17 protein-coding genes are annotated in these 16,785 nt (G+C 74.3%); 7 read left to right on the top strand and 10 right to left on the bottom strand.

The window, feature by feature from the left end; translation table 11 throughout:
- Positions 1-59: 59 nt before the first annotated feature.
- The 3 genes from ACF1AG_RS13260 to ACF1AG_RS13270 all read right to left on the bottom strand — a co-directional run bounded on the left by ACF1AG_RS13260 (position 60) and on the right by ACF1AG_RS13270 (position 1,724).
- Positions 60-263 carry a cold-shock protein gene (locus tag ACF1AG_RS13260; RefSeq protein ID WP_006134583.1) on the bottom strand — a complete coding sequence of 68 codons (204 nt, stop codon included), beginning with the start codon at positions 261-263 and terminating at the stop codon, positions 60-62.
- A gap of 237 nt (positions 264-500) precedes the next feature.
- The gene (locus ACF1AG_RS13265) at positions 501-881 is read right to left on the bottom strand and encodes a MerR family transcriptional regulator (protein WP_359600528.1); all 381 of its coding nucleotides are present in this window, start codon (positions 879-881) and stop codon (positions 501-503) included.
- A 114-nt stretch (positions 882-995) separates the two neighbouring features.
- The gene (locus tag ACF1AG_RS13270) at positions 996-1,724 is read right to left on the bottom strand and encodes a TetR/AcrR family transcriptional regulator (protein WP_391809753.1); all 729 of its coding nucleotides are present in this window, start codon (positions 1,722-1,724) and stop codon (positions 996-998) included.
- 103 nt (positions 1,725-1,827) lie between these two features.
- On the opposite strand from ACF1AG_RS13270, the gene ACF1AG_RS13275 reads away from it, so the two are divergent.
- The 5 genes from ACF1AG_RS13275 (at position 1,828) to ACF1AG_RS13295 (ending at position 6,731) form a co-directional block, all read left to right on the top strand.
- Positions 1,828-3,063, top strand: coding sequence for a cytochrome P450 (locus tag ACF1AG_RS13275; RefSeq protein ID WP_391809754.1), 1,236 nt, complete (start codon positions 1,828-1,830; stop codon positions 3,061-3,063).
- 77 nt (positions 3,064-3,140) lie between these two features.
- The gene (locus tag ACF1AG_RS13280) at positions 3,141-3,527 is read left to right on the top strand and encodes a winged helix-turn-helix domain-containing protein (protein WP_048457112.1); all 387 of its coding nucleotides are present in this window, start codon (positions 3,141-3,143) and stop codon (positions 3,525-3,527) included.
- The gene (locus ACF1AG_RS13285; protein WP_359600522.1) at positions 3,524-3,838 is read left to right on the top strand and encodes a hypothetical protein; all 315 of its coding nucleotides are present in this window, start codon (positions 3,524-3,526) and stop codon (positions 3,836-3,838) included. Before ACF1AG_RS13280 ends, ACF1AG_RS13285 begins: the two co-directional genes overlap by 4 nt.
- 197 nt (positions 3,839-4,035) lie before the next feature.
- Entirely contained in the window at positions 4,036-6,159 is a 2,124-nt protein-coding gene (locus tag ACF1AG_RS13290; protein WP_359600520.1) for an MMPL family transporter, read from the top strand.
- A 200-nt stretch (positions 6,160-6,359) separates the two neighbouring features.
- Complete coding sequence (locus ACF1AG_RS13295) at positions 6,360-6,731, top strand: DUF6479 family protein (RefSeq protein WP_391809755.1); 372 nt, start codon at positions 6,360-6,362, stop codon at positions 6,729-6,731.
- A gap of 127 nt (positions 6,732-6,858) precedes the next feature.
- Here ACF1AG_RS13295 and ACF1AG_RS13300 read toward each other — a convergent pair whose 3' ends face one another.
- The 4 genes from ACF1AG_RS13300 to thrS all read right to left on the bottom strand — a co-directional run bounded on the left by ACF1AG_RS13300 (position 6,859) and on the right by thrS (position 12,088).
- Positions 6,859-7,656 (bottom strand): carboxypeptidase regulatory-like domain-containing protein, encoded by a 798-nt coding sequence (locus ACF1AG_RS13300; protein WP_391809756.1) that lies wholly within the window; start codon positions 7,654-7,656, stop codon positions 6,859-6,861.
- 329 nt (positions 7,657-7,985) lie between these two features.
- The gene (locus tag ACF1AG_RS13305; protein WP_391809757.1) at positions 7,986-9,689 is read right to left on the bottom strand and encodes a glycoside hydrolase family 13 protein; all 1,704 of its coding nucleotides are present in this window, start codon (positions 9,687-9,689) and stop codon (positions 7,986-7,988) included.
- A gap of 147 nt (positions 9,690-9,836) precedes the next feature.
- The gene (locus ACF1AG_RS13310) at positions 9,837-10,823 is read right to left on the bottom strand and encodes a nucleoside hydrolase (RefSeq protein ID WP_359600512.1); all 987 of its coding nucleotides are present in this window, start codon (positions 10,821-10,823) and stop codon (positions 9,837-9,839) included.
- 38 nt (positions 10,824-10,861) lie between these two features.
- A complete protein-coding gene (gene thrS / locus ACF1AG_RS13315; protein ID WP_387795950.1) occupies positions 10,862-12,088 on the bottom strand; it encodes a threonine--tRNA ligase in 1,227 nt (408 codons plus the stop codon).
- A 331-nt stretch (positions 12,089-12,419) separates the two neighbouring features.
- On the opposite strand from thrS, the gene ACF1AG_RS13320 reads away from it, so the two are divergent.
- Positions 12,420-13,238 (top strand): hypothetical protein, encoded by an 819-nt coding sequence (locus ACF1AG_RS13320; protein ID WP_387795951.1) that lies wholly within the window; start codon positions 12,420-12,422, stop codon positions 13,236-13,238.
- A gap of 621 nt (positions 13,239-13,859) precedes the next feature.
- Here ACF1AG_RS13320 and ACF1AG_RS13325 read toward each other — a convergent pair.
- The 3 genes from ACF1AG_RS13325 to ACF1AG_RS13335 form a co-directional block, all read right to left on the bottom strand.
- Entirely contained in the window at positions 13,860-14,135 is a 276-nt protein-coding gene (locus tag ACF1AG_RS13325) for a hypothetical protein (RefSeq protein WP_387795953.1), read from the bottom strand.
- Between the two features lie 65 nt (positions 14,136-14,200).
- Entirely contained in the window at positions 14,201-14,938 is a 738-nt protein-coding gene (locus ACF1AG_RS13330; RefSeq protein WP_359600508.1) for a GAF and ANTAR domain-containing protein, read from the bottom strand.
- Between the two features lie 219 nt (positions 14,939-15,157).
- Positions 15,158-16,501: a helix-turn-helix transcriptional regulator gene (locus tag ACF1AG_RS13335; RefSeq protein ID WP_359600507.1), complete on the bottom strand. Its 1,344-nt coding sequence runs from the start codon at positions 16,499-16,501 to the stop codon at positions 15,158-15,160.
- A 97-nt stretch (positions 16,502-16,598) separates the two neighbouring features.
- On the opposite strand from ACF1AG_RS13335, the gene ACF1AG_RS13340 reads away from it, so the two are divergent.
- Positions 16,599-16,769, top strand: coding sequence for a hypothetical protein (locus ACF1AG_RS13340; RefSeq protein ID WP_359600505.1), 171 nt, complete (start codon positions 16,599-16,601; stop codon positions 16,767-16,769).
- Positions 16,770-16,785 lie beyond the last annotated feature (16 nt).

Here is a 16,785-nt window from a genome sequence, read left to right on the forward strand (position 1 = left end):
GTGCCCGCACATAACGTGCGAGCACCCGCTCATCCAAACCTGCGTGCAGGTCAGGAAGGTCAGGCGGGAACGATGTTCTCCGCCTGCGGGCCCTTCTGGCCCTGGGTGACGTCGAAGGTCACCTTCTGGCCTTCCTGGAGCTCGCGGTAGCCCGAGGTGGCGATGTTCGAGTAGTGGGCGAACACGTCAGCGCCGCCGCCGTCCTGCTCGATGAAGCCGAAGCCCTTTTCCGAGTTGAACCACTTGACCGTACCGGTGGCCATAATTTTCTCCTGAGACAGTGCGGGAATCGCACTTTACGAATCCCTACATCGTCGCGATGATCACCTGCCCGGAGAACCGGTTCAAACTGGCAACCACAACTGCAACTGACGTCAGCCTAGCACGGAAAAGATTCTCGGCAAGCGAGGAAAATCACTGGAATAAACCCGGACGGCATGTTTAGCGAAAGGAATTTCTCGCGGACGGGGCGGAAATTCTGCGTCGGCCGGGACAGATTTTCACCGGTGTCCGTGGACCGTGTCGACACCCTGCCGACGGAGCTCCTCGTTCGTCCGTTCGGCCCGCTCGAGCTGGTCCTCGAGGCTCACGATGCGGCACGCGGCGTCCACCGGGGTGCCTTGGTCGACCAGCTCGCGGGCGCGGGCGGCGAGCCGCAGCTGGTGGCGCGAGTAGCGCCGGTGACCACCGTCCGAGCGGGTCGGGGTGATCAGCCGCGCCTCACCGAGAGCGCGGAGGAACGCGGGTGTCGCTCCGACCAGTTCCGCGGCCCTGCCCATGGTGTAGGCCGGGAAGTGGTCGTCGTCGAGCAGGTCGGCGACGGGCGGCCGGTCCTGGTCCGGCTGCCGGCCGTCGGCGTACGGCTGACTTTCCGAGGGCATACGCACCTTTCCGCGGACCACAGCGTCACGGTCCGCCACGGGGACAGGTTCCCCACCGACAAACTCTAGTCGCCTCGGCGGAAAATCTGTCGTGGCGCGAGCAGATGTCCTCGGTCACGCCTTGCCGTCCGCCGCGGCCCCGCCGGTTGGCCCGTCCGTGGGCCGGGCCCGGTGAGGTCCCATCTCGCCGAGCACCTGGCCCAGTACCTCCTCGTCGAGCGGCCGTCCGGGCAGCGGGCGGGGCTCACGCGCGGGGCAGCGCAGCCCTTCGAGGAACAGGGCGAGAGGACGTCGCCAGGCGTCGGGGCCGGCGGCGACGGCCAGCGGAGGCACGGCACGGCCCAGTGCCGCAAGGGTGAAGAGAAGGTCCTCGGTGGTGACGTCGGCGCGCACGCTGCCCTGCGCGCGGGCGCGCCCCAGCAGCACGTCGACGGTCTCGCGGTTGTGCGCGTGCACCGCGCCGAGCGTCTCGACGTCCGGCAGACGGGTGGTCATCAGGTCGTTGGTGCCGCGATCGGCCGCAAGGGTGGCGAACACGGCGTCGAGATAGCCCGCCAGGCCGGCCCACGCGTCGGGCGCGCGGCGCGCGCGCTCACCGGCCTCCATGGTCCCCGTGAGCTGGCCGCGGAACACGGCGTCCACCAGCGCGGCCCGGGTGGGGAAGTGGCGGTAGAGCGTCGCGTTGCCCACCCCGGCGCGCCGCGCGATCACGTCCAGCGGCGCCTCGAGCCCCTGCTCGGCGAACACCGCGTGCGCCGCCTCCACCAGCCGCTCCCGGTTCCGCAGCGCGTCCCGCCGCAGCCGGGGCGGAGCGGGCTTCTCGGGTCCTTCACCGACGGTCATGGGTCCCTCCGTACGAACCGGGGAGTGCTCCCCGGGCGGATGCTATCGTCCCCGAGAAAACTGGGGAGTGCTCCCTGGTTATGGCTGCCGGAGAGGACACACCGTGTGCGCCGACGGACCCGCGCCCCTGGAGTGGGCCCCCACGCCCTTCCCCTTCGACCGGCTCGCGGCCCTGCGCGCCGAAGGCCCGGTGCACCGGGTGCACGTACCCGGCAGCGGAGACGCCTGGCTGGTGGTGACCCGGGACGCGGTGCGCGCGGCGCTCACCGATCCCCGGCTGCGCAACGACATCCGGCACTCGGCCGGCTGGGAGACAGACGGCGGGCACGCCGTCGGCCGCAACATGCTGCAGAGCGACCCGCCGCACCACACCCGGCTGCGACGGCTGGTCGCCGGCCACTTCACCCCGGGCCGGATCGCGGCGCTGCGCCCCCGTGTCGAGGCCGTGGCCCGCGGCCTGCTGGACCGGATGCCGGAGGCGGGCGCCGCCGACCTGGTGGGCGGGTACGCGCTGCCGCTGCCGGTCACCGTGATCTGCGACCTCCTCGGCGTGCCCGCGGGGGACCGCGAGGACTTCCACGTCTGGTCGAACGAACTGGTCGCGCCCACCGGCGCGAAGGCCGCCGCCGCCTCGGCCGCCGCGCTCACCGGCTACCTCACGGACCTGATCGCCCGGAAGGCCCGCACCCCCGACGGCACCCTGCTCGCGGACCTGGCCGCCCCCGGCGCGTCCGACGGGCCGTCACCCGAGGAGTCGCTCGGCATGGCGTTCCTGCTGCTGGTCGCCGGGCACGAGACGACCGTCAACCTGATCTCCGCGACCGTCCTCCGCCTGCTCACCCATCCGGACCAGCTCGCCCTGCTGCGCGCCCGCCCGGAGCTGGCCGGCGCCGCCGCCGAGGAGTCGCTGCGGCTCGACTCGCCGGTGCACGCGGGCGCGTTCCGGTTCGCGGCGGAGCCGCTGGAGCTGGCCGGCACCCACGTGGCCGCCGGGGACGCCGTGCTGGTCTCCCTGGCCGCGGCCTCCCGCGACCCGCTCGCCTTCCCCGACCCGGACCGCTTCGACCTCACCCGGCGCCCCCAGGGTCACCTGGGATTCGGACACGGCGTCCATCACTGCCTCGGCGCCCCGCTCGCCCGCACGGAGACCGCCGTCGCCCTGCGCCTGCTGCTGGAACGGCACCCCGCTCTCACCCTCGACGCCGACCCCGAGTCCCTCACCTGGCGTGCCGGCACGCTGCTGCGCGGCCTCACCGAACTCCCCGTACGCCTCGGCCGGAACACTCTGCTGTCGGGGCCTCCCGGAGCCGACCCTGAGGGATCCCCCATCCGACCCTGAGATGTGTCAGAAATCTTTGACAGGTGTCTCCGACCCCTGTCAGCATTTTCTGACAGGTACGAGGGAAAGGGGCCCTGATGCCCGAGGTCCCGCCGCCGGCGCCCACGGGTGACGCTCTGCTGAAGATCCTGACCGCGCTCGGCAACCCGCACCGGATGCGGATCGTGGCGGCGCTCGTGGAGAACCGCACATACGTCAGCGCGCTGGCGCGCGAGATCGGCATCAGCCGGCCGCTGCTGCACATGCACCTGCAGCGGCTGGAGGCCGCGGGCCTCGTCACCGGCACGCTCGAAGCCGCGGACGACGGCAAGACGGTGAAGTACTACGACGTCACGCCGTTCGTCTGCGAACTCACCCCGCACACCGTCGCCCGCGCGGCCGCGACGCTCACCGACGACGGCGCGGGCACCGCCGACCGCGGCACGGGCCGCTCGGACCGAGGCGCGAAAGAGGAAGCGAAGTGAACGACGAACTGGTGACGCAGGCCGCCGGCGCCGAAGAACTCGGCGTGCTGGTCGGGGCCGTCGGCGCGGCCGGGTTCTTCACCCTGATGATCGTGATCGTCTGGCAGGTGGCGGCCACCTGGCGCGCCCGCCTGCTGGCCGCGCGCGAGGAGCAGTACAAGGAGCTCGCCACCCGGTACGCGCAACTCCTGGAGGACACCGTGGAGTTGCAGCGCCGTACCGCCGAGGAGCAGCGCCGGCTGCTGGAGGAACTGGCACAGACCCGGCTCGCCGTCGGGTCGATGGAGAAGATGATGCGCGAGATCGAATGACCCGGTCCGCGTGTGCGCGCAGGTGTACGGCCGGGAGCGGCAACTCCCGGCCGTACGAAGGAAGCACACGCCCCGGACACACCCCGACCCGAGCACCACGGCAGGTCGTCACACCCTGAGCGCCGTGGTGCGGGATCCGTGCGCCCCGCGCCGGCCGTCACCGGCCGGCGGTGCGCCTCACACCAAGGAGAGTACTCATGCGCGCCCTGTTGCAGCGCATCGCGCGTGCGCCCGGCGGGCGCCGCGGGAAGTGGGCCGTGCTCGCGGCCTGGCTGATCGTCGCCGTCGCCCTCGGCCCGCTGGCCGGGAAGCTCGGCGACGTCGAGGACACCAGCAGCAACGCCTTCCTTCCGCACGGCGCCGAGTCCGCCCGCGTCAACACGGAACTGGAGAAGTTCCGTACGGACACGGTCATGCCCGTGGTCGTCGTGTACACCGGGGCGGGCGCCCGGGAGGCGGCGGACGCCGACCGCTCCGCCCTCGACCGGTTCACCGCCGAGGGGCAGCGGATCACCGGCCCGGTGCCGTCGGACGACGGTGAGGCGCTGATGACGGTGGTCCCGCTGGACACGGAGGACGAGGTCACCGACACCGTCGACGCCCTGCGCGACATCGCGGGCGCCAACGCCCCGCCCGGCACGGACGTCGAGGTCGGCGGACCCGCCGCCTCCCTCACCGACAGCGTCGCGGTGTTCGACAGCCTCGACGCCACCCTGATGATCGCCACCGGACTCGTCGTGGCCGCCCTGCTGCTGATCACGTACCGCAGCCCGGTGCTGTGGCTGTTCCCGCTGCTGTCGGTCGGCTTCGCCGCCGTCCTCACCCAGGCGTCCACCTACCTGCTCGCCAGGCACGCCTCGCTGCCGGTGGACCCGCAGAGCGCGGGCGTGCTGATGGTGCTGGTCTTCGGCGTCGGCACCGACTACGCGCTGCTGCTCATCGCCCGCTACCGCGAGGAGCTGCACCGGCACGAGGACCGGCACCGGGCCATGCGGATCGCCCTCACCCGCTCAGGACCTGCCGTGCTCGCCTCGGCCGGGACCATCGCCGTGGGCCTCGCCTGCCTCGCACTGGCCGACATCAACTCCTCGCGTTCGCTGGGCCTGGTCGGCGCGGTCGGCGTGGTCTGCGCGTTCCTCGCCATGGTCACGGTGCTTCCCGCACTGCTGGTGCTCGCCGGGCGCTGGGTGTTCTGGCCGTTCGTCCCCCGCCTCGGCACGCCCACGCGCAAGGAGCACACGGTCTGGTCCCGGACCGGCACCCTGGTGGCGCGGCGTCCGCGCCGGTCGTGGCTGATGTCGGTGGCCGTCACCGGGGTGCTCGCGCTGTCCACGGCCGGGATCTCCCTGGGCCTCACCCAGTCGCAGATGTTCCAGGACAAGCCCGAGTCCGTCGTCGCGCAGGAGCGGCTCTCGGAGCACTTCCCGTCCGGCGCCTCCGACCCCGCGCAGATCGTCACCCGCACCGCCGCAGCGGGCGAGGTGCGGACCGCCGCGGACGGGGTCGACGGCGTGGCCCGGGTCGAGCCGGGCGGCGACCGCACGCCGGACGGCTCCCTCACCATGCTGTCGGTGGTGCTGGAGGACGCCCCGGACAGCGACGCCGCCAAGGACACCGTCGACGCGCTGCGCACGGCCGTGCACGCGGTGGACGGCGCGGACGCCCTGGTCGGCGGGACCACCGCTGAGAGCCTGGACACCGCGCGCGCCGCGGACCGGGACCTGACCACCGTGGTGCCCGTGGTGCTGCTGGTCGTCCTCGCCGTGCTGATCGGGCTGCTGCGGGCGCTGGTCGCGCCGGTGCTGCTGCTGGCCACCGTGGTGGTGTCGTACCTCGCGGCGCTCGGCGCGTCCAACCTGCTCTTCGAACACGTCCTCGGCTACGCGGGCGTCGACTGGTCGATCCCGCTGATGGGTTTCGTGTTCCTGGTGGCCCTGGGCATCGACTACAACATCTTCCTCATGCACCGGGTACGGGAGGAGACCGCGCGGCTCGGCGTCACGCGGGGTGTCCTGGAGGGCCTGACCAGCACCGGAGGGGTGATCACCTCGGCCGGTGTGGTGCTGGCGGCCACCTTCGCGGTGTTCGCCGGGCTGCCGCTGGTGACGATGGCGCAGATGGGCGTGCTGGTGGGCATCGGCGTCCTGCTGGACACGTTCCTCGTGCGCACGGTCATGGTGCCGGCGCTGGCGCTGGACCTCGGCCGGTGGTTCTGGTGGCCGGGGAAGCTGTTCCGGGACGCGCCCCGGCTCGACGGTGACGCCGCTTCCGGCCGGGCGGCGGAGGCGCGGGAGCCGGTCGCCGGGCGGACGACTGTGTAGCGGCGGGACGGAGACGGGAAGGCCGGGGCCGGGCCCCGAGCTGCACACGTGGGGACGCGACGGCCCGTCCCGGCCTTCCCTCTGGCCGCAGCCTGCCACCCGGTGCCGGGCGCCGCCTTCCGGAAGAGCCGAATGGGGACTGCGGCCCAATTCGGACATCGCAGGAGCTTTATCACATTTCCTGGTCCATACTCGGAAACATGAACACGGCAACGCTTGTACAGCTGGCCGCCGACACCCACCAGTGGGCCGTGGCAGCGGCCTTCGTCGGCGGCATCATCGTGGCAGGTGGCCTGGTCTGGGCCGTGCGCGCGGGAATGCGGTACATGGACCAGGAGTCCCCGCGCCCCCAGCCCGACGAACAGCCGAGGCTTCCGGACGGCGGCGCGGTACGCGAGATGCGGGAGATGCGTGAGCCCGACGAGATACCTCTCACGCCTCGCAGCGGTTCACGGCTCATGCCGTACGAGCTGCATCATGCGAGTACCAGGACCGGTAAGGACCAGCAGAGGAAACGGTGGCTGCCGGGGTCCAGCGGGGCGTTCGGCAGTGGCGGACCCGGGCACGTCTGACCTGCCGGTCCCGGCGGGCGGGATTCAGGGCGTCGCACCCTGCCCTGCCGTTCGCGCAGTTCCCCGCGCCCGCGCCCTAGAAGGTGCGTGGGGAACTGCGCGACGTCAGATTCGGAAGCGGCACCTTTCAGCGGGCCGGAACAGCGGGCGCCGCCGGGGCCTGCTCCGGGGCGGGGGAACCCACCGTGATCTGGATCTGTTCGCCCGACGCCGACACGCCGTTCATCGTCGCCGTCGCCTGAAGCCGGTTCGCCCCGGCGGGCAGGTCACCGCCGGGAGCGCAGCTCCACACCCCGTCGGCTCCCGCCGTGTCCACGCACACCTCGTTCCCGTCCTGGTCGGACACCGTCACCTGCGCCCCCGGGTACGCCGTGCCCGACGCGGCCGGCCGGTGGCCCAGCGGCACCCCCGACTCGGGCCGGGACAGCACCGGCGACGGCAACCCCACCGTCACCTGGCACCCCCCGCTCGCCCGCTCGGTACCCCCCGCGTCCGCGAGCCGCAGCACGCATCCGCCGAGCCGGGTCCCCGGCACGGCGTCGGCGGGCACCGCCAGCACGAAGGGAAAGGTCCCCGTCCGCCACGGGCCCTCCGCCGACGTGGCCGTGTACGCGGCGCTGCGGCCGTCGGCGGCCACCTCGCCCCGGTAGCCGGCGGCGGTGAGCGGTACCGCGGTGACCTTGGCCCCGGCCGGGGCGCTCAGCGTCAGGCTGGAGCCGAATCCGAGGGCGGACCCGGACGGCCCCGACGCCTCGACGATGCCGTCCCGCCCGGGCGGGATCGTCACGGAACCCCAGAGCACCCGCTCGCGCGGCGGCGGGGCGGTCCCCTCGACGGCGGACGCGGGTCCGGCGGCCGCCCACCCGCCGGTGAGAACCCCGGCAGCCGTCAACACGGCGGCCGCTGCCTTGCCGGACCTGTTCATAGCGGACGGGCTCCCTGTACGGCGGACGTCGGACACACCTGCGACCGACTCTGAGGGCACCCCTCACCACCCGCCCGCCCACGGCCCCCGTCCGGGTGGCGGGCTTCCCCGCCACGGGGCCCGGCCCTCGCGGCCGCGGTCCCCGGGGCACGAGCCGTCCGGCCGTTCGACGGTGCCCGTGCGCCGGCGGGACGCCGGACACGTGAACGGGTCACGATCCGTGAGACCGGGAGGGTGGCGGCACCGGCACCGTGCCGCCACCCGCCACCCGCCACCCGTCACCCGTCACCCGTCACCCGCGCCGCGGACGCGCCGCCGACTCCGTCACCTCAGCGCGTCAGCCAAACCGTCGTGTCCGGGGGCAGGTGGCCGCCGGACAGCGGGGCGCTGGTGAGGGCGACCTCGCCCGCCGGGAGGGGGACCGGCTCGGTGGACAGGTTCGTCACACAGCGCCAGCCGTTCCCGCGGTCGAACTGGAGGACACCCTCCGGGGTCTCCTCCGCCCAACTCAGCGTCTCGCCGTCGATCAGCTTGCGGCGCAGACGCAGGGCCTTCCGGTACAGCTCCAGGGTGGAGCCCTCCACCCCGTCCTGCGCCTCCACGGCGTACGCGGCGAAGGACGGCGGCTGCGGCAGCCACGCGCCGTTCGCTCCGAAGCCGTACGACGGGCCGGCCGTGGTCCACGGCAGCGGGACGCGGCAGCCGTCACGGCCCTTGCGGACGTGGCCGGTCTGCTCCCAGATGGGGTCCTGGAGGACGGACGTGGGCAGGTCGGCGACCTCGGGCAGACCCAGCTCCTCGCCCTGGTAGACGTACGCCGAGCCGGGCAGCGCCAGCATCAGCAGGGTGGCGGCGCGGGCCCGCCGCAGTCCCGCCTCCGGGTCGACGGCGGGGGCGTTGCCGCCGGACAGCAGCCAGGCGTTGGTGTCCGTGGCGGGCGGCAGCATCAGCCGGGAGGCGTGCCGGACCACGTCGTGGTTGGACAGCACCCAGGTGGCGGAGGCGCCGGCCGCCTGCGCGGTCGCCAGCGAGTCGGTGATGACCTGGCGCAGTTCGTCCGCGTCCCACGCGGCTTCGAGGTACTCGAAGTTGAAGGCCTGGCCCAGTTCGTCCGGGCGGGCGTACAGGGCGCGCCGCGCGCCGGGCACCCACGCCTCCGCCACGGCCGTACGCGGCGGGGTGTAGGTGTCGAAGATCTTCCGCCAGTCGCGGTAGACCTCGTGCACCTCGTCGCGGTCGTAGAACGGGTGCGTGCCGGGCGCGAAGTCGACGAGCGCCGCCTCACCGCCCGCCGCGTGGTCGCCGAGGTCGCGCAGCGGCTCCTCGAGGTCCTTGGTGAGGGCGTGCGCCACGTCGATGCGGAAGCCGTCCACACCCCGGTCGGACCAGAAGCGCAGCGTGGTGCGGAAGTCCTCGCGGACGTCCTGGTGGTCCCAGTTCAGGTCGGGCTGCTCGGCCGCGAACAGGTGCAGGTACCACTGTCCGTCCGGCACCCGCTGCCACGCGCTGCCGCCGAACACCGACTGCCAGTCGGTGGGCGGCAGTTCGCCGCTCTCGCCGCGGCCGTCGCGGAAGACGTAGCGGTCGCGGGCCGGGGAGCCGGGCCCGGCCCGCAGCGCCTCCTGGAACCAGACGTGCTGGTGGGAGGTGTGGTTGGGGACGATGTCGACGATCACCTTGAGTCCGAGCCGGTGCGCCTCGCGGACCAGCGCGTCGAAGTCGTCGAGGGTGCCCAGGCGCGGGTCGACGTCGCGCGGGTCGGCGACGTCGTAGCCGCCGTCGGCCAGCTCGGACGGGTAGAACGGGCTGAGCCACAGGGCGTCGACGCCCAGCGCGGACAGGTGCGTGAGGCGCCGCGTGATGCCGCGCAGGTCGCCCAGGCCGTCGCCGTCGGCGTCGGCGAAGCTGCGGGGGTAGATCTGGTAGACGACGGCCTGCCGCCACCAGTCGGGGTCGCGGGAGGAGAGGTCGGGCGTGGCGTCGGGGGCGGGGTGCGGCGGCCGGGGGTCGGGCGCGGTGGGGCGGTCGGTCACGCGGGGTCTCCTCTGGGTGTGCGGGTACCGGCGGAGAAACTGACCAGAACACCGTAAAAGCGAACGCACCGGTAACGGGGTGCCATTCCCCCCGGGTGTGGCGGACCGCACGTCCGCCGGGCGCCCCTAGGTCGAACCGGCGTCCGACTAGGGCGTGACGTGTTCGACCGTCGTCAGGTAGAGCTTCACGTAGCGCTGCACATCCACGTCCAGACCGACGTCCACCAGGGTCTGCTCGCGGGTGCCCTCGTGCAGCTCCGACTCCCCGATGCGGGGGCGGCGGTCGACGATCGTCTGGCCGCGCGCCGGGCCGGGCGCCAGGGACACCTCGACCGGGAGACGGTGGGTGGTCAGCCCCTCCGGGTCGGCGACCGCGCACAGCGCGCCCGCGTCGCCGAGGCCGCCGGAGTCCTCGCCGGGGTCGTCGGGACGGCTGCCCGGGTGGGCGGGGCGGTGGGCGAGCAGGTCGCCGGCCAGCCGGGCGCCCGGTTCGTCGCTCGCGCGCAGCCGCCGCACGTCGTCGCCGGGGACGACGACCCGGGTGAACACGTCCAGCCCGTACATGGTGATCGGCACGCCCGCGGTGAGCGTGATCGCGGCGGCCTCCGGGTCGTGCCACACGTTGAACTCGGCCACCGGCGTGGCGTTCCCGGCACCCGCCGCGCCGCCCATGAACACGATCCGCTCGATGTTGCGGGTCACCTCGGGGTGCGTCCGCAGCAGCAGGGCGATGTTGGTGAGCGGCGCGGTCGGCACGAGCGTGACCGGGCGGGGCGAGGCGAGGATCTCGCGGCGCAGCAGCGTCACCGCGTCCGCGTCCACCGGGGTGCGGCGCGGGGCGGGCAGCGCGAGGTCGCCCATGCCGTCGTGGCCGTGGACGTGGCGGGCGGAGCGCGGCGCCTCGATCAGCGGACGCGCGGCGCCCCGCGCCACCGGCACGTCCGCCGCTCCCGCCCGCTCCAGCACGGTCAGCGTGTTGCGGACGACGCCGTCCACGTCAGTGTTCCCGGCGACGCAGGTGACGGCCCGCAGATCGATCCCGGGGTGCCGTACGGCGAACAGCAGGGCCAGGGCGTCGTCGACGCCGGTGTCGCAGTCGATGATCACCGGGACCTGCTGCCGGCCGTTGGCCACGACGGACTCCTTCTTCGGGCGAGGTCTGCCCGTCGACCTTACGCGGGCTCCCAGAGCGCGGTCCCGCGTGCGCGCACCCGCCCCTCGACGCGTCGCAGGAATTCCGCCACCGGCAGCACGCCGGGCCGCCGTCCGTCCCGCAGCCGCACGGCGAGCAGGCCGTCCTGGGCCTCCCTCGCCCCGAGCACCGTCTGGTACGGCACCAGCCGCGCCCGGCGGACCCGGGCGCCGAGACTGCCCTCGGCCGGGCCGCTCACCTCGGCCCGCAGACCGAGCGCGGCCGCCTCCCGGACGACGGCGTGGGCGTGTTCCTCCTGCTCCTCGCCCACCGGCAGCACCACCAGCTGCAGAGGGGCGAGCCACGGCGGGAAGGCTCCGCCGTGCTCCTCCAGCAGATGCGCGACGGCCCGCTCCACACTGCCGATGACGCTGCGGTGCACCATGACCGGCCGGTGCCGGGCGCCGTCCGGCCCGATGTGGCGCAGGCCGAAGCGCTCCGGCTGGTGGAGGTCGATCTGCACGGTGGACAGGGTGGACTCACGGCCCGCCGGATCGGTGATCTGCACGTCGATCTTCGGGCCGTAGAAGGCCGCCTCACCCTCGACGGCCTCGTACGGGACGCCGGACGCGTCCAGCACCTCGCGCAGCAGCGCGGTGGCCCGCCGCCACAGCGCCGGGTCGGAAACGTACTTCCCGCCGCCGCCCGGCAGCGACAGCCGGTGCCGGGAGGCACGGATGCCCAGGTCCGCGTAGGCGCGGGAGATGAGCGCGAGCGCCCCGGCGGCCTCCTCGACGGCCTGGTCCGGGGTGCAGAAGATGTGCGCGTCGTTCAGCTGGATGGCCCGCACCCGGGTCAGCCCGCCGAGCACGCCGGACCGCTCCGAGCGGTACATGCCGCCCAGCTCGGCCATCCGGTACGGCAGGTCGCGGTGGCTGCGGGTGCGGGAGCGGAAGATCAGGGCGTGGTGCGGGCACAGGCTGGGACGCAGCAGCATCTGCTCCCCGCCCACGTCCATCGCCGGGTACATGTCGTCGCGGTAGTGGTCCCAGTGCCCGGAGAGCTCGTACAGCTCGCGCTTGCCGAGCACGGGCGAGTACACGTGCCGGTAGCCGGCCGCGCGTTCCGCCTCACGGACGTACTCCTCCAGGGTGTGCCGTACGACGGCGCCGTCCGGGAGCCAGTAGGGGAGGCCCGCGCCCATCAGCGGGTCGGTGTCGAACAGACCGAGTTCACGGCCGAGGCGTCGGTGGTCGAGGTCGCGCACGGTGTCCTCCTGGAGGTCGGGAGGCGAGCACCACGCGCGGCGAAGCCCCGGGGCACTCGCCCCGGGGCTTCGTCAGTGGTCAGCTGTCAGCGCGCCGGGACGGTCTCCGGCGTCGTCGTGCGGAACACGTGGGCGCGCTGCATGGCGCGGACGGTAGCAACGGGCGGCGGGCGGGCGCACGCGGTTTTCGCGGCGCCGGCGACGGGCGTGCGGGCCGCTCACCCGGACGGCTCGCCGCGCTGGTGGGAGGACTGTGCCGGTGGTGCCGTAGGAGCACGTCCACCACGACCGCCACGTCCCGTGGACGGCCCGGCCCCCAGGAGGCATCCCGATGACCCGCGCCCCTGCCCGCGCCCGCACTCTCGTCGCCTCCGCCCTGTCGGTCACCGTCCTGCTGATCACGGCGGCCTGCGTGGCCTACGAGCGGGACGTGCCGCGGGCGCTGCCCCAGGGGGTGTCCGAGCCGCCCGCCGCGACGTCGCCCTCCCCTTCGGCGACGGCGTCGTCCTCCGCGGTGCCGGGGCGGTCCACGCCCGTGCTGAACGACGAGCAGCTGAAGGCCGCGCTGATCACCGAGGCGGACCTGGGCCCGGCGTGGGCCGCCGCCCAGGGGCCCGCTCTGTGGCGGGACGGCACGCTGAAGGCGACCGCGGACGACGGTGACTGCCGGCGGCTGCTGGAGGTCCTCTACACGGAGGAGCCGTTCGGCGCGCCGGCCGGGCCGCGCGCCTCGGTCACCCTCGACGACACCGCCGAGGGCACCCAGCTGCGCGAGCAGGTCGGCGCGCACGGGCCGGAGGACGTGGAGCGCGCGCTGGAGTGGCTGCGCACGCTGCCCGAGAAGTGCGCGCGGTTCCGGGCGAGGACCGCCCGGTCCGGTGCGCAGGACGTCGAGGTGACGGAGCTGCCGCTGCCGGACACCGCCGGGGACGCCCGCGCCGCGCTGCGGGTGACGCTGACCGGCGGCGGACCGGACGCCGCCCCGGCCCGGCTCACCGTGGACCTCGCGGCGCTCCGCGTCGGCGAGGACACGATCGTCCTCACCAACGGCGGGTTCGGCGAGGTGCGGGCCGAGGTCACCCAGGCGATGACCCAACTCGGCGCGGACCGGCTCGCGGAGGTCGCGCGACAGGGGCGGCTGCAGGTCTGAGGTGACGACACCGTCGGGGCGACGGTGCCGCCATGGCCGGGGCCGACGTCCCAGCCACCCCGCCACGGGCGCGGCCCGCGCGGTTCGGTGCGCGGGCGACCCGGAATCCGGCGAGGCCTTGTCCGGCACCGCCGAGGGCCGCGCCGCCGAAGGCCGAAGGCCGAAGGCCGAAGGCCAAGGGGCACAGGGAGCGGTGCCCCACTCGCCCGTGGCACGCACGGGCTGGCGGGCGGCGCCGGGGGGAGCGACCACTTGTGCGGCGCCGCCGAAGGCTCGAAGGGCTGTGGGGCCGAGCGCCGTCCCCACCCGCCCGCCGCACGCGCGCTCCGGCAGGCGTGCCGCGCTGGCTCCGGCGAGGCCTTGTCCGGCACCGCCGAAGGCTACGCCGCCGCCGTGGAGACCATGAGGCCGTCCCCCCACGCGCCTTCGCACGTGCGCTTCGGTGAGCTTGCGACGCGGAGGGCAGCGACCACGTGTCCGGCGCCGCCGAGGGGCCGAGGGCCGGCCCTCGTCTCCCGCCGCACGCGCGCACCGGCGGGCGTGCCGCGTGGAGGCGGGGGCCGCTGGTCGCGGCGCCACGCGGGCCGTGGGGCGAAGGGCCTCTGAGGCCCGGGCCCGCGCTCAGCTCATCGCGTCGACGGCCTGCTTGGCCTCGACCAGGCCCGCGCCGGTGGCCTCGCGGTACAGCTTGATCGCCTGCACCTGCTTGCCGTCCCGCACGAGGGCGAGGATCTCGTCCTTCCTCGGCACCTCATCCTCCAGGCCCAGGTGCCGCATGACGGTGTCGAGTTTGCGCTCCACGCGGGCGACGCGGCGGTCCGAGCGGGTCAGCTGGCTCTGGATCGAGGCGACACCGAGGACCACGACACAGGTGCAGAAGAGGATGGCTATGTCCATGGCCGCAAAGCCTAGGCCGTCCACGGCACTTGATGACCACGGTCGGGCAATCCACGGCCGGGCGATCAAGGCATGTCGAAACGGCGCCGGCGGGCGACGACGTCCAGGGCCGCCTCCAGCACGGTCAGGTCGTGCGCGAACGCGTCGCCGCGCAGCCGTGCCAGGGCCTCGTCGGCGCCCACGCCGAGCTGGGCCATGATCATGCCGACCGCCTGGTGCACCCGGTCGTGGTCGGCGGCCAGCCCGCTGAGCCAGCCGTCACCGGCGTCCCGCGCGTCGTACGGCAGATCCGTCAGCGCGACGGTCATGACGCCGGCCACCAGCAGCGCCACGTGCAGCTGGTGCGCGCTGAGGCTGCCGGGGGAGGCGCGGTAGAGGTCGAGGGTGCCGACGCACACGGCGGTGGAGCCGAGGGGCAGCGCGTACACGGCGCGCACGCCGGAGCCGAGCGCCTGCTGCGTGAACACGGGCCAGCGGTCGGCGCAGGAGCCGTCCTCCAGGTCGCGGGCGAGGACGGGCGTGCCGGTGCGCAGCACGTGGTGGCAGGGGCCGTCACCGAGGGTGGCCTGGAGCTGCGCGAGACGCGCGGCGCGACCGCCGGACGCGGCGAGCTGGAGGGGCATGCTGTCGCCGCGCAGCGACACGGACGCGCCGTCCACGGGCAGCAGGTCCACGGCCACCGCGCACAGCCGACCGGGCACGGCGGCCGGCCCGGCGCCGCGCACCTGCGCGGTGATCGCGGCGAGCACCCGCTCGTCGTCGTCCGGCTCACCCCCCGGGTCGTCCCCGGGCCACACGCCCACCGCCTCCTTCGAGCCGTTCTCCCCGGAAGTGAGCCCCGGTTACCCGTCTCGCCCCACTCCGAAACCCGGACCTCGGTCATGGTCGATCCCAAGCCGTCCCGTACCGCGCCGGGCCGACCGGAACGGGCCGGTCCTGGAGTACCCACAGGACGAACACCCGCATCCCCCCTGTTGAGGCGCTGCGCCGTCGACCGTCCTGCCGGCGCGCGCGCCCGCCGTTCACACCGGGGGCTGGGCGGGCGCCGGGCCCAGGGTGGTCGTGCCCGGGGCCGTGCGGTGGCCCAGGCCTGTGCGGTAGGCGTCCAGGGCCGCTTCCACCCGGCCCGTGCGGCGCAGGAGGTCGCCGAGGAGGCGGCACAGGTCGGCGAGGTCGCCCGCCGCGCCCGCGCGTTCCAGCAGGCTGAGCGCGCGCACGAAGTGTTCCTCCGCCCGGTCCGTGTCGCGGGCGTCCTCCGCGATGATGCCGAGCAGCCGGTGCGCGGCCGCCGCGTGCACCGCGCCCCGCTCGGGGGAGAGCCCGCCCAGCACGTCCCGCAGCAGCTCCGCCGCCTCCTCGGAGCGCCCGCGCCGGTGCAGCACGTCGGCCAGTTCGACGGTGAGCTGGCTGCTGTACAGGGTCGCGCGGGCCGCGGACAGCATGTGCAGCGCCTCCCGCATCTCCGCCTCGGCCCGTTCCAGTTCGCCGTTCTGCGCGTACACGTAGCCGCGCATCCAGTGGCAGTTGGCCAGCTCGGTGCGCAGCTGGAGACCCCGGTACAGCTCGGCCGCCTTGGCCAGCGACGCGTCGGCCTCCGCGAGGCGCCCCTCGGCGAGCAGCGTGCGGGCCACCGACCGGTGCATGCGCGCCACCAGCGCCGGGTCGCCGGACTGCGGGGCCAGCGTCAGCGCGAACTCCGCCGCCTGCGCGGCCCGCGCGTGCGCGCCCATGTCCATGTAGGGCCCGATGACGCTCGCGTACAGCAGGAGCAGCGCGTCCGGGTCGTGCAGCCCGCCCCGGTTCAGCTCGTCGATCGTGCTCTCCAGCAGGTACACCGCGTACCGCAGCTCCCCCGCGAGATAGTGCGCGACGGCCCGGCCGCGCAGCGCCGGCACCCGCGCCGGCAGCGGGGCGTCCGCCAGCCGCGCCTCTGCTTCCTCGAAGTACCTCTGCCCGTCGGTGAGTTCGCCGGTGTCCAGCGCGCACTCGCCGAGTCCGAGCAGCGCGGCGGCCTGCTCCTCCGGCAGCTCCTGCGCCTCCGCCTCGGCCAGCAGCGCGGTGTACTGCCCCACCGCCGTCTCCGCCTCCCCGACGGCGAGGGCCCGCTGCGCCTCGGTCAGCCGCAGCCGCAGTTCGGTCACCCGGCGCGCCGAACGCCCGGTCGCCAGTTCGTCGAACTCGACTCCGAGCCGCTCGGCGAGATGCCGCAGCGCGTCGTCGGAAGGGCGCACCCGGCCGGCCTCCAGGGTGGAGATGTAGGCGGGGGTGTACACCGGCTCCGCCAGCTGTTTCTGTGTCAGTCCGCGCGCCACGCGCAGCTGCTGCACCCGCCGCCCGATCGTGCCCGGCTCGTCCCGTTCCCCCATGCCAACTCCCCCAGTGCCCCTTGCCGTTCGCGTCGGACAGCCCCTAGGTTAAACCGCGAATTAAACCTGCTTAACCCGTCGCTGTTGCGAGGTCGCCGTGCTGCAACGCATCCGCCCCACCGAGCGTTACGCCCGAGGCTTCGTCGCGGCTCTCGCCGCGGTCGCGGCGCTGGTCCTGGCGGCGAACGCGGGCCCGGCCAAGGCCGTCGGCCCGGACGCCGACTCCGGGACCACCGCACCGGTGGAGGTGGAGGCCGCCGAGCGGTAGCCCCCGCCAGGTGAGC

Origin of the sequence: Streptomyces sp. NPDC014764 (genome assembly GCF_043082785.1) — a bacterium.
Lineage (GTDB): Bacteria > Actinomycetota > Actinomycetes > Streptomycetales > Streptomycetaceae > Streptomyces > Streptomyces althioticus.